Origin of the sequence: Roseovarius atlanticus (assembly GCF_019802205.1) — a bacterium.
Lineage (GTDB): Bacteria > Pseudomonadota > Alphaproteobacteria > Rhodobacterales > Rhodobacteraceae > Roseovarius > Roseovarius atlanticus_A.
The window spans coordinates 254,967-270,931 of sequence record NZ_JAHVHQ010000002.1 but is presented as its reverse complement, the minus strand read 5'-3'; the positions used below and the strand labels follow the sequence as shown (position 1 = coordinate 270,931).

At 64.0% G+C, this 15,965-nt stretch carries 12 protein-coding genes; 5 read left to right on the top strand and 7 right to left on the bottom strand.

All coding sequences use genetic code 11. The features are described from left to right. Nucleotides 1–7: 7 nt before the first annotated feature. The 5 genes from KUV49_RS01420 to KUV49_RS01400 are packed head-to-tail and all read left to right on the top strand — an operon-like array spanning nucleotide 8 to nucleotide 6,790. Nucleotides 8–1,282 (top strand): pyridoxal phosphate-dependent aminotransferase, encoded by a 1,275-nt coding sequence (locus KUV49_RS01420; protein ID WP_410000771.1) that lies wholly within the window; start codon nucleotides 8–10, stop codon nucleotides 1,280–1,282. Further along, on the top strand, nucleotides 1,279–2,781 hold the full coding sequence (locus KUV49_RS01415) for an aldehyde dehydrogenase family protein (RefSeq protein WP_222451285.1): 1,503 nt from the start codon (nucleotides 1,279–1,281) through the stop codon (nucleotides 2,779–2,781). Before KUV49_RS01420 ends, KUV49_RS01415 begins: the two co-directional genes overlap by 4 nt. Beyond that, complete coding sequence (locus KUV49_RS01410) at nucleotides 2,778–4,046, top strand: NAD(P)/FAD-dependent oxidoreductase (protein WP_222451284.1); 1,269 nt, start codon at nucleotides 2,778–2,780, stop codon at nucleotides 4,044–4,046. The genes KUV49_RS01415 and KUV49_RS01410 overlap by 4 nt, the downstream gene beginning before the upstream one ends. Nucleotides 4,047–4,064: 18 nt before the next feature. Further along, nucleotides 4,065–5,426, top strand: a complete 1,362-nt coding sequence (locus KUV49_RS01405; protein ID WP_222451283.1) for a VOC family protein — start codon at nucleotides 4,065–4,067, stop codon at nucleotides 5,424–5,426. After that, nucleotides 5,423–6,790 (top strand): FAD-binding oxidoreductase, encoded by a 1,368-nt coding sequence (locus tag KUV49_RS01400; RefSeq protein WP_222451282.1) that lies wholly within the window; start codon nucleotides 5,423–5,425, stop codon nucleotides 6,788–6,790. Before KUV49_RS01405 ends, KUV49_RS01400 begins: the two co-directional genes overlap by 4 nt. A gap of 238 nt (nucleotides 6,791–7,028) precedes the next feature. Here the strand turns inward: KUV49_RS01400 and KUV49_RS01395 are convergent, their stop codons facing one another. The 7 genes from KUV49_RS01395 to KUV49_RS01365 all read right to left on the bottom strand — a co-directional run bounded on the left by KUV49_RS01395 (nucleotide 7,029) and on the right by KUV49_RS01365 (nucleotide 15,679). Then, nucleotides 7,029–8,108 carry a TRAP transporter substrate-binding protein gene (locus KUV49_RS01395; RefSeq protein WP_222451281.1) on the bottom strand — a complete coding sequence of 360 codons (1,080 nt, stop codon included), beginning with the start codon at nucleotides 8,106–8,108 and terminating at the stop codon, nucleotides 7,029–7,031. 59 nt (nucleotides 8,109–8,167) lie between these two features. Next, the gene (locus tag KUV49_RS01390; protein WP_222451280.1) at nucleotides 8,168–9,739 is read right to left on the bottom strand and encodes a TRAP transporter large permease subunit; all 1,572 of its coding nucleotides are present in this window, start codon (nucleotides 9,737–9,739) and stop codon (nucleotides 8,168–8,170) included. After that, entirely contained in the window at nucleotides 9,736–10,254 is a 519-nt protein-coding gene (locus tag KUV49_RS01385) for a TRAP transporter small permease subunit (protein WP_222451279.1), read from the bottom strand. Before KUV49_RS01385 ends, KUV49_RS01390 begins: the two co-directional genes overlap by 4 nt. Before the next feature lie 212 nt (nucleotides 10,255–10,466). Next, on the bottom strand, nucleotides 10,467–12,056 hold the full coding sequence (gene ggt / locus KUV49_RS01380; protein ID WP_261391475.1) for a gamma-glutamyltransferase: 1,590 nt from the start codon (nucleotides 12,054–12,056) through the stop codon (nucleotides 10,467–10,469). Between the two features lie 159 nt (nucleotides 12,057–12,215). Then, nucleotides 12,216–13,589: an aminotransferase gene (locus tag KUV49_RS01375; protein WP_222451278.1), complete on the bottom strand. Its 1,374-nt coding sequence runs from the start codon at nucleotides 13,587–13,589 to the stop codon at nucleotides 12,216–12,218. Between the two features lie 163 nt (nucleotides 13,590–13,752). Beyond that, nucleotides 13,753–14,622 (bottom strand): helix-turn-helix transcriptional regulator, encoded by an 870-nt coding sequence (locus tag KUV49_RS01370; RefSeq protein WP_222451277.1) that lies wholly within the window; start codon nucleotides 14,620–14,622, stop codon nucleotides 13,753–13,755. A 196-nt stretch (nucleotides 14,623–14,818) separates the two neighbouring features. Continuing rightward, a complete protein-coding gene (locus KUV49_RS01365; protein ID WP_222451276.1) occupies nucleotides 14,819–15,679 on the bottom strand; it encodes a LysR substrate-binding domain-containing protein in 861 nt (286 codons plus the stop codon). Nucleotides 15,680–15,965: the final 286 nt, after the last annotated feature.

Here is a 15,965-nt window from a genome sequence, read left to right as displayed (position 1 = left end):
CTTTCGCATGACTTATACGATAATTTCGTTTCACATACCGGCTCGCTCCATGTCAAACACCGCCGTGAATCAGGAGCGGTTTATGCTGAAAAAAGCTGACAGAATCGATGGAATGGCGCTTTCGGAGATTGTTGCGATCTCCGAGGAGGCCGCGCGTCTGCGTGCCCAAGGGCATGACGTTTTGGCATTAAGCACGGGGGAGCCCGACTTTCCGACGCCGCCCCACATTTGCGACGCGGCTTACAGGGCGATGCAGGACGGCCAGACGCGCTATCCGCCCACCGCCGGCACCGCCGCGCTGCGCGCCGCCATTGCCGAGAAGGCAGGGGCCGAGCCGGGCAAGGTCATTGTCGCCACCGGCGCGAAACAGGTGCTGGCCGACATGTTCCTGGCGACGCTGAACGCCGGGGACGAGGTCATCGTGCCGGCGCCGTACTGGACGAGCTATTCCGACATCGTCGCCTTGTCGGGCGGTGAAACGGTCCTTGTGCGATGCGGGGCCGCGGCGGGGTTCAAGATGACACCGGCGCAGCTCGAGGCCGCGATCACGCCGCGCACGCGCTGGGTGCTGCTCAATTCGCCGTCGAATCCCTCGGGCGCTGTCTATACTGCCGCCGAACTGGCCGCCCTCGGACAGGTCCTGGCGCGGCATCCCCATGTCTGGATCGCATCCGACGAGATTTACGACCTGATCTGTTATGTGCCCTTTACCTCGTTCCGCGAGGCCTGCCCCGATCTGGCAGGGCGCACCATCGTGATCAACGGCGTGTCGAAAGCCCATGCCATGACAGGCTGGCGGATCGGCTGGGGCATTGCGCCGGCGGATCTGGTCAAGGCCATGCTGGCCGTGCAGGGGCAGATCACATCGGGCGCCTGTTCGATAGCGCAGGCCGCCGCGTTGGAAGCGGTCACGGGGGAGCAGAGCCATATCCCGGAGCGACGGGACGCGTTCCGCGACCGCCGCGATTTCGTGGTGGCCGCGCTTGATGCCATTCCCGGGATTTCCTGCCCGATGCCGGACGGGGCCTTCTATGTTTTCCCGTCTTGCGAGGCGGTGCTTGGGCAAGTCACACCGGACGGAAAGCTGCTGGAGACGGATGCGGACTTCTGCGCCTACGTCCTGGCTGCGACGGGGCTTGCCATCGTGCCCGGCCGCGCCTTCGGGTTGCCGGGGCATTTCCGTCTTTCCTACGCCTACGCGCGCGCCGATCTCGAGGATGGTTGCGCACGTCTGAACCGGGCCGTCGACGGCCTGATCCCGAACCAAAGGACAGCTTCATGAAATATCAAGACATTCTCGACGCCTGCGGCCTGACGGTCGCGCAAACCACCGGCGGTACGCTTTCGGTCACCACCCCTGTGGATGGCAGCGAAATTGCCCGGGTTCCGATGCACACGGTGGCCGACGCGGAAGCCGCCATTGCCAAGGGCGTCGAGGCGTTCAACGCGTGGCGCAAGGTGCCGGCGCCGCGGCGCGGGGAGCTGGTGCGTCTTCTGGGCAAAGAGCTGCGCCGCGAAAAGGAGAACCTTGGCCGCCTCGTGTCGCTGGAATGCGGCAAGATCTACCAGGAGGGGCTGGGCGAGGTTCAGGAGATGATCGACATCTGCGACTTCGCGGTCGGCCTGTCGCGGCAGCTTTACGGTCTGACCATCGCGTCCGAGCGCCCGGGGCACTCCATGCGCGAAACCTGGCATCCGCTGGGGGTTTGCGGGGTCATCACCGCATTCAACTTCCCGGCCGCGCCTTGGTGCTGGAATGCCGCGCTCGCCCTGGTGTGCGGGGATCCGGTTCTTGCCAAGCCGTCGGAAAAGACGCCGCTGACCCAGCTTGCAATCCAGGAAATCTGCGACCGGGCCATGAAGGCATTCGGCGACGATGCGCCCGACGGCCTGATCCAGAGCCTGATCGGCGAGCGTGACCTGGGCGAGGTTCTGACCGCTTCCGGCGATGTCGCGATCATCTCGGCCACGGGGTCCGTGCCCATGGGCAAGTCGGTGGCGGCGGATATGTCCAAGCGTCTGGGCAAGACGATCCTCGAACTGGGCGGGAACAACGCGATGATCGTGGCCCCGTCCGCGGATCTGGAAATGGCTGTGCGGGCGATTGTCTTTTCGGCCGTCGGCACCGCGGGTCAACGCTGCACCTCGCTGCGCCGGCTGATCGTTCACGAAGAGATCTACGACGAGCTGATCCCGCGTCTGACCAAGGTCTATGAAGGGCTTTCCATCGGCAGCCCGCTGGACCAGGGCACTCTTGTCGGTCCTCTTATCGACGCAGGCGCGATGACGGCGATGGAAAAGGCGCTGGAACAGGCCAAGGTGGAAGGCGGCACCGTGCATGGCGGTGGTCGGGCGCTGACGGACCAGTACCCCGATGCGGCCTATGCGGCGCCAGCCATCGTCGAGATGCCGGAGCAGAGCGGGATCGTGCACACGGAAACCTTTGCGCCCATCCTTTACGCGATGAAGTACAAGGACCTCGATGAGGCCATCGGGATGCAGAACGCCGTGCCGCAGGGGCTGTCCTCGTGCATCTTTTCGACCGATGTGCGCGAGACCGAGCATTTCCTGTCGGCCCAGGGGTCTGACTGTGGCATCGCCAACGTCAATATCGGCCCGTCCGGTGCGGAAATCGGCGGGGCGTTCGGCGGTGAAAAGGAAACCGGGGGCGGTCGCGAGAGCGGATCGGACGCGTGGCGCGCCTATATGCGCCGTCAGACCAGCACGGTGAACTACTCGCGCGAACTTCCCCTGGCGCAGGGCATTTCGTTCGAGATATGACACACGCCCCGCGCCTGGACAGCCTGTGGTCCGAAACGGCCCCCGAATGGATCCGCTACGCGCCTTTGAGCGAGGCGATCACCGTCGATGTCGTGGTGATCGGCGGCGGGTTCACCGGGGTGTCGGCGGCCTATCATCTGGCCGCCGGGGGCGCTTCGGTGGCGCTCCTGGAGGCGCGGACGATCGGGTTCGGCGGGTCGGGGCGCAATGTGGGGCTTGTCAACGCCGGGCTCTGGACGCCGCCCGATGAGGTGGAGGAAAAGATCGGAAAGACCACCGGCAGGCAGCTGAACGAATTGCTGGCTGGTGGGCCTTCGATCGTGTTCGACCTGATCGAGAAGCACCAGATCCGGTGTGAGGCGACGCGGCGGGGCACGCTGCACTGTGCCCACTCGAAGGCCGGTCTGCGCGACCTGGAAAACCGCTTTGCCCAGCAAGAGGCACGAGGCGCGCCAGTCAAGCTGCTCGATGCCGCCGAAACCGCGCGGCGCATTGGCAGCGCGGCATACTGCGGCGCGCTCTGGGACGGACGGGCCGGTACCATCCAGCCCCTGGCCTATGTTCAGGGACTGGCCGGCGCGGCTGAGGGGCAGGGGGCGCGGATCTTTGAGGACACAAGCGCCCTGAGCATGACGGAGACCGGCGAGGGGTGGACCGTCCGAACGGCACAAGGCGAAGTTCGTGCGGCCCGGCTCATCCAGGCGACCAATGCCTATGGCGCGGGCGCGGCGGACGATAACGCGATCATCCCCGCGCATTTCTTCCAGTTGGCCACGGCGCCCCTGCCGGACGACGTGCGGCACAGCATCCTGGCTGGCGGCGAAGGGTGTTGGGACACGGCGTTGGTCATGTCGGCCTTCCGGCTTGATCAGGCGGGGCGGATGATCTTTGGCGCGCTCGGCAATCTCGAGGGGCTTGGCGGGGCATTTCACCGCGGATGGGCGCACCGCAAGCTGTCCAGGCTGTTTCCCCGGTTGAAGGATATTCCGTTCGAACAGGAATGGACCGGCCGCATCGCGATGACCGGAACGCACCTGCCGCGCATCGAACGCCGTGGAAAGACCGGCATCTCCATCTTCGGCTACAGCGGGCGTGGCATCTGCCCCGGGACGCTGTTTGGCAGGGCCGCTGCGGACTGGGCGCTTGGCACTGGCGACCTGCCGCTGCCGATCTGCGATCCGCAATCCGAAAGCTACGCCGCCGTCAAGGGTCTCTACTACGAGACAGGCGCGACGCTTACCCATTTTACCAACGGGCGCTTCTAGGCGCAGGAGGACGAAAATATGACCGTATCCCCAAACCAGATCCGAGCCGACTTTTCCGCGGCGATGTCGGAAATGTATCGCAAGGAGGTGCCCGCCTACGGCACGCTTGTCGAGATCGTGGAGACCGTGAACGCAGATGTGCTGGATCGCGACGACAATGCGCTGGCGCTGACCCCGGGCGAAGACACGAACCGGATCAGCGCGGAACGGCACGGTGCGATCCGGCTGGGTACCGCGGAAGAGCTTGCCTTGATGGGGCGCGTCTTTGCCGTCATGGGGATGGAGCCGGTCGGGTACTACGATCTCTCGGTTGCGTCGGTGCCGGTTCACTCCACGGCATTCCGTCCGATTGGCCGTGACGCCCTTGCCGAGAACCCGTTTCGCGTTTTCACCTCTCTTCTGCGGCTGGAGCTGATCGAGGATGACGCTTTGCGCGACAAGGCCGCGGCCACGCTGGCGCGTCGGCAAATCTTCACGGACGGCGCTGTCGCCCTGACCGAGAAGGCCGAAGCCGAAGGGGGGCTGAATACCGAGGATGCCGCACGTTTCGTGGCCGAGGTGCTGGAGACGTTCCGCTGGCACCCGGAGGCCTGTGTCGACGATGCCACCTTTGCAGAGTTGATCGGCGCGCATCGCCTGATCGCCGACGTGGTCTCGTTCAAGGGGCCGCACATCAACCACCTGACGCCCCGGACGCTGGACATCGACGCGGCCCAGGCCCAGATGGTGGCCAAGGGCCTGCCGGCCAAGGCCATCGTGGAAGGCCCGCCGCGGCGCGACTGTCCGATCCTGCTCAGGCAAACGGCGTTCAAGGCGCTGAATGAAGCGATCCGCTTTCCCGTGAACGGCGGGTGGGAAGAGGGGCAGCACACTGCCCGGTTCGGCGAGATCGAACAGCGCGGCGTGGCGCTGACACCCAAGGGGCGCGCGCTCTATGACAGTTTGCTGGCGGAGGTGCGTGCGGACATCCTGCCCGCCGCCGACGGGTCGAATGCGGAGGACTACGTGGCCAGGCTCGAAGAGGGCTTCGCGGCCTTCCCCGACACCTGGCGCGAATTGCACGATCGTGACCTTGCCTATTTCAAGTACGGCATTGGGCGAGGCGCCGCGACGGGCGAGGATGTTGACGCGCTGCTCGACGCGGGTGCGCTGACGATCAGCCCGATAATCTATGAAGATTTCCTGCCGGTGAGCGCGGCGGGGATTTTCCAGTCGAACCTTGGCGACGAGGCCCGCAGCGGAAACCAGACCGCGTCGAGCCGCGAGGCGTTCGAAGCGGCCCTCGGCAAGCGCGTCACCGATGAATTCGAGCTTTACGAGGCGATGCGGACCGCCTCCTACACTGCCGCGCTGGAACAGTTGAACTCGAGCGCGGCATGATGCTGCCCGAGGGCATCAGGGCGATCACCGCGCCAGCGGAGATGGCCGCGTACCTGCGAGGCGTCCGGGGGGAGATCGGGACCAGCCCGGCGGTCCTGCTGCCGGAAACGACGGAGGAGGTGGCGCAGTGCATGCGTCATCTTCAGACGACCGACACGCCTTTTGTCGCGCAGTCGGGCAACACTGGCCTGGTCGGTGCGTCGGTCCCCGATGACACCGGCACCCAGGCTGCTCTCAGCCTGTCGCGCCTGCGCGAGACCTTCGACCTGGACGTTGCCAACCGCTCGCTTCGGGTCAGCGCTGGCTTTCGCCTGTCGGAGGTCAATGACCGCCTAGCGGAGCATGGGCTGTTCTTTCCCATCGACCTGGGCTCGGACCCCATGATCGGGGGCATGGTGGCGACCAACACCGGCGGCGGGCGTTTCCTGCGCTACGGGGATGTGCGTCGCAATACGCTTGGGCTTACGGTGGTGTCGCAGGGCGAGGTGCTGCGGCTTGGCAGCCCTGTGCGCAAGGACAACACCGGCCCGGACTGGAAGCAGATGCACATCGGAAGCTGCGGCTGGTTCGGCACCATTACCGAGGCGATCCTGAACGTCGAGCCTGTGGTTGCCGAACAGGCCACCGCTCTTGTCGTGCCGGCCTGCGATGCCGCGATGCTGACCTTGCTGCGCCATCTGGAACTGCGCGTCGGGCCTTTGTTGTCGGCATTCGAGTTCATGTCGCGTGCCGCAATGGCGCATAGCTTTGACCATGCGCCATCCCTGAAGAACCCCTTCGCCAGAGGCGAGATCCCGGAAACCGCCCTGCTGATCGAGCTGTCCCGCCCCACCAAGGCCCCCTGGGACACGCCATTGGACGAGGTTCTCGAAGCCGTGCTGTCCGAAGCGTGGGAGCTGCCCGAGGCGCCGTTGGAGGACGCACTGTTCGGCCGGCCCGAGGAAATCTGGGCGCTGCGTCATGCGCTGTCGGAAGGGGTGAAAGCGGCAGGGCCGCTGATCGCCTTTGACCTTGGGTTCACGCGGGACAAGGTGATCGCTTTCCGAACCGAAATGACCCGCAAGCTGGCCGAGGACTTTCCGATGATGGAGGTTTGCGATTTCGGCCACCTGGGCGATGGCGGTTTGCATTTCAACCTGGTGAAAACCGATGGTGCGGTGGACGGGGCCTTCGAACAGGAGCTGCGGGATTATGTTGTGGACCATGCCGTGACTGCGTTCGGGGGATCATTCAGCGCGGAGCATGGGATCGGCCCGAAGAACATCAGGTACCTGGAAAGAGAACGGCGTAGCAGCGGGCTTGCGGAAGCGGATTTGGCAGGTCGGGGATGGTCCGCATTGCGGAATGACGGCTTGCAGGCTTAAGCCTCATACGGTCGATCGGCTTTTATGAAACAGCGTTCGACCGGGTCTGGCCGAGAGGGAGGTTCCTCAACATCCACACCCTTGGCCGTTTCGTTTTGCCCAGGGCTTCGTGGCTTGACGCCGGGTGAATGATGGGTGCGGTCGTGCCTGACGGGGCGCTATCGGTCGGGCTTCATCCTGTTCCCACGTTCGGCAGTCCGGTCGGCGACCCGGGCGCTGTGCGCCCGGGCCGGGATGCTCATTCGAAATAGCGGGTGCGGGCATCCATGAAGGGTTCGTCGTAGAGTTTCTTGTAGTCGGACTGCGCCTTGGCATAGGCGTAGAAGCTGTCCTTCAGCTTTGCGACGAATGGGTCGGCCTCGGCCGCTTCGTTCATGACCTCCTTGGCTGCCGTGGCAGCGGCCGCCATCACGTCGTCGGGTAGAACGCCGATCGTCAGGCCCTCGACCTGCCGAAGCTGTTCGAGCGCGACCACGTTGGAATGGGTCTGGTAGGCGCCCGATCGTACGCATTCCGCCTCGCAGGCGGTCTCGACCAACGCCTTCAGACCATCCGACAGCGCATTCCAGGCGTCGAGGTTCATCCCGAACTCCAGCCCGCCGTAGATGTCGGCAAAGGACGGTGTGTACATGTAGGGCATGATCTTCTGGAACCCGAATGCCTGGTCAGAGGCGGGACCAACCCATTCCGCACCGTCAAGCGTGCCGGTCTGCAGCGCAGGAAAGATCTCGGCCGGCGGGATCGACACCGCGTTGACGCCCATCCGGTTGAAGATCTGGGCGCCGAACCCGCTGAAGCGGAAATTCAGGCCCTGAAGGTCGTCGAGAGAGTTGATCTCTTTCTTGAACCAGCCTGCCGTTTGCACGCCGGAGCCGCCGCCGACGAAAATCTGCAATCCGCGCGGGTTGGTGAATTCGTTCAGAAGATCCTGTCCTTCGCCCTCGTACATCCAGGCGTGCATCTCGTCCTGCAGCAGGCCGAAGGGCGCCGAGGTGAAGAACGCGTGCGCCGGGTGCCGTCCGGTGAACCACGAGCCAGAGCCATGATAGGCTTCTGCCACGCCGTTCTCGACCGCCTCTTGTGTGCCGAACGCAGGCACCAATTCGCCGCCGCCGTAGACGGTGACGGTCAGCTCACCGTCCGAGGCGCTCGTGATCCGCTCGGCCCAGCGCAGAGCGGATTCACCGGGGCCTGGCAGGTTCTTGGGCAGCGAGGTCACGAGCTTCCAGTTGTGCTTGGCCTGCGCGCGCGCGATCATCGGTGTCCCGATGGCCGCCGGGGCGACTGTGCCAGCGATTAGAAATTTGCGTCTGTCCATTCTGAAGTCTCCTGTTGGTTAGGGTTGTTTTTTGGGTCTTGGGCGCGGTCATGGGGCGCCTAGTTGTAAATCTTCTCCGGTAGCCAGGTGACGATTTCCGGAACGAACGCGATCAGCAGCAGAACCGACAACTGGATCGCCACGAAGGGGACGACCGAGATGTAGAGATCGCGTGTGGTGAGGCTGGCAGGCGCGACGGAGCGGAAATAGAACAGCGCGTATCCGAAAGGTGGGGTCATGAACGAGCTTTGCAGGTTCACGCTGAGCAGGATTGCGAACCACACCGGGTCGATGCCGGCCGCCATCAACGGCACGCCGGCAATCGGCACCACGATGAAGATGATCTCGACGTATTCGAGGATGAACCCGAGAAAGAACACCAGGACCATGACGGCGAAGAGGGCGCCGCCGGAGCCTCCGGGTATCGATGTCAGGAGTTGATCCACGGTGTGCTCGCCGCCGAACCCGCGAAACACCAGCGACAGCATCAGGGCGCCCATGATGATGAGCAGGATCGAAGAGACCATGGTCGCCGTGGCGCTGCAGGTCGACATGAGCGAGCCGGACCGGGCCTCCTGAACGATCGCGACGGCCACGCCGAACGCGAAAACCGCGAAGGCGGCGATCGCTGCAATCATGCCGAGGCCGCCGGGTTCGCTGTCGGGGCCGACAAGGCCGCCAAGGCGCAATCCGATCAGCACCAGCGCCGCGGCCCCGACCATCAGGTACACGAAGGTAAGCAGGCGCGAGGTGCTTCTGCTGATGGCCACCATGACCAGCGCACCCGCAGCGCCAAGCGCCGCCGACTCCGTTGGTGTGGCGATCCCTCCGAGGATCGAGCCGAGCACCAGAACGATCAGCACCAAGGGGGCGACGAGCGCCAGCATCACGCTGTGGAATGTCAGGCTTTCCCCCATCCCCTCGATATCCGAGACGCGGATCGGGGGTGCCATGGCCGGACGCAGCCTGACCAGTATCACGACGTAGACGATGTAGCACATCATCAGGATAAGCCCGGGCAGCAGCGCGCCGGCGAAGAGATCGCCGACGGATACGGGGTCGGGCGCGAAATCACCCGCTTCGCGCCGGCCCGCCTGGTAGGCACTGGAGATCTGGTCGCTTAGCAGGATCAGGAGGATCGACGGCGGGATGATCTGACCGAGCGATCCGGAGGCGCAGATCAATCCGGCCGAGAGCCGGTTGTCGTACCCGCCCTTGGCCATCGCGGGATAGGCGATGAGGCCCATCATGAAGATCGTCGCGGCGATAAGGCCGGTCGACGCGGCCAGAAGCGCGCCGACGAGGATGACGGCGAGCGCCATGCCGCCGTGCCGGTTGCCGAAGAGCGCCCCGGCCGTAAGCATCATGCGGCGGGCGATGTCGGACCGCTCCAAGAGGTTGCCGAGCAGAAGAAAGAGCGGAATGGCCACCAGGATCGGGTTCGTGACCAGCCCGAAGACCCGCGACGGAAAGGCCGACAGAAACGCGAGATCGAAGGCGCCGAAGGCCGACGCGACCATCGCGAGCGAGAAGGGCACGCCGATCAGCACGAACCCGACGGGCAGGCCCGACAGGATTCCCGCCAGAAGCATCACTGTCAGGGGGATGAGAAAGTACTCGTGGCCGGTCATGCGTCTGGCTCTTTGCTGTCGGCTTCGTAATTCCAGGGGCGGCGCCGGGTGCAGAGAAGGAGCGCGGTGACGGCGAGCAGACCGAACATGCCCATCTGCAACGCCTTGAGCACGTAGAGGCCGGGAAGACCGCCGAGCGTCGCGGACCCTTCGCCGATCCGCCAGGAATTCAGCACCGAACTCCAGGACACATAAGCTGTGTAGGCCATTGCGGGCATGAAAAGGCACAGCAGGCCGAAGCGGTCGAGCCAGGCTTTCACCGACTCGGGAAACCCGACGTAGTAGACGTCGACGCGGACATTGAGATTGCGCAGGACGACCAGCACCAGCGGCAGGACCGAGGCGACCATGAAGAGGTAGACCAACAGATCCTGCCCCCATTGCGTGCCCACCGAAAAGACATACCGCAGCACGACGATTGCAAGCTGAGACACCATCAGCGCGAGGATCAGAAACCCGGCAACCCGGTTCGCGGCGCTGGCCACCTTGTCAAATACGCTCAGAATGCGATCCATGAATCCCCCAACTGATCAGGCTTGTCCGGCCCTTCCGGCCACCTGCTGAAATCCGCGGTCGGCGTGTCCGAAAAACGGACCTTTCGCGCGATCCGATGAGTGCCCATGTGCAGATCGAGCGCACCACGATCTGCGACGCCTTTCAGATGATGAAGCGTCGTTGACCGCGGTGGTCCATTGGGTGCCACGCACATCAGCGATACGTCTCCGGGTCAGAAGCCAGCCGCATATCCATCCTTTCGCGGGTCCGATGCCCCGATGAGCACGCCGCGTTCATGGTCGATCCGAATTGCCTGTGCTCCGCCGATCGGATCGCGCGCGACCGCGAGGTCGTGGCCCTTGGCCATCAGCCCGTGCAGCACGTCGGCGGGAAAGCTGCGCTCGACCTCGACGACCGAACCGGGCGTGAAGAGGCGCGGCATGTCCAGTGCCTGCTGGAGATCCACCTGGTGATCGAACAGGGCCGAGATCACCCGGGCCTGGCCCAGCGGTTGATAATCTCCGCCCATCACACCGAAGGAAAGGACTGGTTTGCCACCCTCTGACACCATGCCGGGCATGATGGTGTGCATCGGCCGCTTTCCCGGCGCCAAGACGTTGGGATGGTCCGAATCCAGCGAAAAGGAGTGGCCACGGTTCTGAAACAGCACACCCGTTTCCGGGCACAGGATGCCGCTGCCAAAGCTGTCGAAGACCGAGTTGATGAAGCTGACAGCGTTCAGGTCCTTGTCCACCACGGTCATGTAGACAGTGTCGGACTTGCGAAGGTCGAGGGCGCCCAGGTCGGTCATCGCGGCATCACGCGAGATGCGCGTGCGCAGGTCGTCCGTGAAGGCGCGGGAAAGAAGGTCGTCGGCCGTGACACGCATGGCGGTGTCTTCACCGAGGTGCCGGTTGCGCAGCGCATAGGCGAGGCGCGCCGTCTCGACCTCGAGATGTAGCCGCTCGGCGGAGCCGGGCGGCAAGCCCGCAAGGTCGAAGCCTGAAAGCAGGTTGAGGATGACGAGCGCGGTCAGGCCCTGGTTGTTGGGCGGCACCTGGTAGACGGTACGTCCGCGGTACTCGGTGGAGATGGGATCGACGAAGTCGCCGCTTACCGCATGGAAATCCTCTTCGGTGTGAACACCGTCATGCGCACGCAAGGTCCGTACCATCGCGGCGGCGATCTCTCCTTCGTAGAAGGCTTTCGGTCCCTCTTTCGCCACGCGGTCCAGTGTTGCGGCCAGCGCCTTGTTGCGGTGAATGTCGCCCTCTGACGGGCTGACGCCGCCGGGCAGAAACACGGCGCGCGATGCCTCGCGGGCGGCAAGATGCGTCTTTGATTTTCGCCAATCCCGCGCGACCCGTGCGTGCACCGGATAACCGTCACGCGCGAATGCAATCGCGGGGCGCAGCAGGCGATCCATGTCGAGGCGGCCGAAATTTTCGTGCAGCTTGAACCAGCCGTCGATGGCCCCCGGCAACGTCACCGAGTGAACGGAATCGATGGGAACATTGGTCAAACCCTGTGCAGCGAGGTGCTCGGCCGTGGCGTTGCCCGGGGCCCGACCCGAGCCGTTGAACGCGACGACGCGGCCTTTATCCCGCGGGTCGCTGAGCAGGGCAAAACAATCGCCCCCGATGCCGGTCATCTGCGGCTCGACCACCGCCATGACGGCCGATCCCGCGATGGCTGCGTCCATCGCGCTGCCGCCGTCGCGCAACACGTGCAGCGCCGCTTCGGTTGCCAGCGGGTGCGAGGTGGCGACCATCGCGTTGCACGCGATGGCGGCGGACCGGCCCGGAAAATGAAAGTCACGCATGAAGGCCTCTGGATTTCGGTTCATCGTGCCGCGTCGGAGTTGCGCGGCCAGCTGCGCGCGGACGTAAGCCCGCGTCTGGCACCGCCGCGATCACGCGGGGTGCAGTCGCTGCTCGCTGCGGCTTGGGGTCAAACGTTCGAACACACTCGACGTGGCGCATCATGCCATTTCGCGATCCAGCTCCTGGAGCGCCTCCTCCAGCGTGGAAACGATGGTGTCGCATTGCTCGCTCGTGACGATAAGCGGCGGCGACAAGACCAGACGGTCCCCCACGGGCCGGACGATCAGGCCCCGCTCGATGCATTTCGAAAAGACCTTCTGACCCGCCTTCTGTCCCGGATCGAACGGTGTGCGGGTGTCGGGGTCCGCCATCAGGTCCACCGCCATCATCAAGCCCTGGCCGCGCACGTCAGCGACGCGGGGACACTCAAGCAGACGCTGCGCCTTGTTCAGCAGATCATCACCGCGATGACGGGCATTTTCGAGCATACCCTCTGTCTCGAGGATCTCGACATTCTTGAGCGCGGCCGCGCAGGCCACCGGGTGCCCCCAGTAGGTCAGGCCCATCGAAAAGACGCCGCCCTCGGCCTGAGGTTTCGCAATGACGTCGTGGATCTCGTCCGAGATCAGCGTGGCGCCCAGCGGTATATAGCCCGAAGTGATGCCCTTGGCGCAGACGATGATGTCGGGCGTGTAATCGAAGACGCGCTCGGACGCGAACCACTCACCCAGACGCCCGAAGCCGGTCACGACCTCGTCGGCAATATAGAGAATGTCATGCGCGGCGCAGACCGCCTTCATCCGCTTGTGATAGCCTTTCGGGGCGACAAGGACGCCGCCCGCGCCCATCACGGGCTCTGCGATAAAGGCGCCGATGTTGCCGGCGCCGATATTGTCGATCGCCGCCTCGAACTCCCGGACGAGATAGTCGCAGAATTGCGCCTCGGTCTGGTCTTCGGGCTTGTCGAACAGGCTGGCGGCCGACACGTATCTCACGATATCCTCGCCGATCCGGTCAAAGCTGGTTTTCGTGGCGTGAATGCCGGTCAGGTTGGCGGCAAGGTAGGTCGCTCCGTGATAGGCGTCCTTGCGGGAGATGATTTTCTTTTTCGTGTGCTTGCCGCGTAGCGAGTTGTAATAATGCACGATCCGAACGGCGGCCTCGTTCGCGGTGCTTCCGCCGCAGGAATAGAAAACGTGGTTCAGGTTCCCCGGCGCATGTTCCGCGAGCCAGGCCCCCAATTCGGCCGCCGGTACGTTGGTCGAGTGACCGAAGGGATTGTAATACTGCATGTCGAGGACCTGGCGCGAGATCGCCTCCGCCATGTCCTCGCGGCCGTGGCCGATATTCACGCACCACAGCCCCGCAATACCGTCGAGAAGCTGGCGACCGTCGGTATCGGTCACGTACATGCCCTTCGCGGAGGCGATGACCTGGCTGCCTTCTTCCTTGAAGGTGCTGAAATCCGCGTAGGGATGTATCAGGTGGTCGCGGTCCTTTTCCCAGGCCGAACGCGCATTGCTGATCGTCATGATTGGTCCCTTCGTGCCACGATACGGTTGCGCGCATCGGAGTGAGCCGGGGCGCGAGACCACGACGTTTGAGCAGTTTTCACGTAAGCCTAGCCGGGGCTAATTGGTCCCGGGAGTCCCCTCAAAGGGGTACACTGCGCTGCGTGGTGCGGCTGTTTCCACGTCAGGAACCAGGGAGGTTGAGAAGCGGATCGCCCTCGAAACCGACATGCGTCGCGCCGAGCGCATCCAGAAAAAGGGACAGAAGCTGGCCTTGCGTCTCGACGCCGAGCTTGGCGTAGATGCGGCGGCGATGCACCTTTATCGTTTCCGGGCTGTTGCCCAGTATCCGCGCGATGGACTTGTTCGAATGACCGCGCAGGATAAGCCGGGCGATCTCGCTTTCCCGTGGACTGAGGCGCGAGGCACCAAAATCGGAAAAGGCGCGTTCCAGATGCGCGGCGACGCGGCCGCGGCCTTCCGGATCTTCCCGTGAAAAAGCGCTCCAGTGGCGGCGCGCAAGAGCGCAGATCACCGGCTTCATCGCGTCGAGCCTGTCGGTCCGGGTGGACTGGCCGGCCTTGTGAACGCCCAGCGAGAAGAACAGGGCTGTCGCATCCGTGACATGAACGAGCAGTCCGCATTCGTCCTGCAAGCCAAGCGCCTCGTAGACCAGTTGGTGATACCTGCTCTGGCGGAACTCGTCGGGCGCGACATCCGCCAGCGCCAGCACCTCGTCAGCCTTCGAGGTCTGGAAATGCAGGTAAAACGGGTCGAGCACATAGGCGACGTCCGTATACAGGCGCAGAGCGTCTTGCGAGGTGTCGCTGGTGTGGCTCGAGTAAATGCCCAGTGGGCTCTCGCGAAGGAAAAAGGCGGTGAGGAAAACGGACTCGGCACCGGCCAGGCTCGCACAGAGGCCGCACAGGCAATCGACGAAAACGGACTCTCCGATGCATGTCACGCAATCGGACAATAGCGCAACCTCTTCCGGGCGAAGCCGGATTTCTCCGCCGGTGGGCTCATCGAGCCGGGATGCTGACGTCTGTGTCATCGGTCACTCATACGAGCCGGAAAGTGCGGGGGCCAGAGGAAAGCAATACCAGCGATGCTCTCGCCAGCAAAACGAGATCTTATGCGGGCGGACCACCAGTTGGTAGGCGCCTGTTGCCGGATGGCGCCCACCAGAGCCTCGAGGAAGGGCCGGGTCTTGGCCGGGTCAAGCCAGTCGAGGCTCGTCGCCAGAATTGTCAGTCACGCTCAAGCTGGGACATCAGCGTTTCCACGAACCGCTCTGCGCTTTCCTTCTGGGATTGACCCGGCTGAATGACGAAATAGGGATTGGGGGCCGGGACCTCGAGGTCCAGCAGCCTGACCAGCGTGCCGCTGCGCAGATCATCGGCGCAGAGTATCGAAGTGCCGACCGTGACCCCGCAGCCTCGCCGTGCCGCCTGAAGCGAGACCGCCGCGTTGGGAAAGAATATTTCCTGCGCGAACTGCAGGTTCGTTTCCGAGGCGGTGCTGAGCAACCGCATCCAGTCGGCGCCCTGGTCCGCGTGAAGGGCGGTGCAATTGGCCAGATCGGCCGGACTGTTGACGTTCCATTCGTATCTGAGTTCAGGCCTGCAGACGGGGAAATACATCTCGTCCCGCAGGATCGCCTCGCGCGTGCCGGGCACCGGACGTTCCCCGTAGGAAATGACGATATCCATGCTGTCGTCCGCCATGCCCATGGGAAACACCCGCACGGTCATCAGCGGGTATTGCCGGCAGTACGCCTTGATGATCGAGGGCAGTCGGGAGCCCGCGAAGGCCGGGGCGCAGGCGATGTTCAACTCGTCGTCCATACCGGATGTGGAGGTCAGCGACTGGCAGGCCCTTTCCATGTCCTGGAACGCGTGGTTCAGCCGCTCATACAACGACAGGCCCGCCGAGGTCAGGGTCAGCGTGCGTTTGCTTCGGACGAGGAGACGCTCGCCAAGGTCCTCTTCCAGCCTTCTGATCTGGTATCGGATGGCGCCGTCAGTGACATTGAGTTGCGAAGCGGCCCCCGCGATGCCGCCGTTGCGGGCGACTTCGTGGAACGTGTTGAGCGCGGTCAGGTTCAGCATGTCGCCCTACATTTCGATAATTGAATTAACATACAACAGCAATTTTTTTATCTTGCGTCAACCTAACTAATGAAAGAAACTTTTTTAAAGACAAGCGAATTCGCTGGCCCGGGACGAAATCCGCAGATCTGCAGGCCGTATCCGGCGAAATGCGCTTCAAGCAATGACTGCCCTGCATGATGTGCCTTTTGTCCCGGAGGCGGCGGGCCGCACGTGGCTCCCGCCCACGTCGGATCGGCCATGGCGACGGTCTGTGGCCGGAACGGCCAGAGAACCGTGTGCCGGC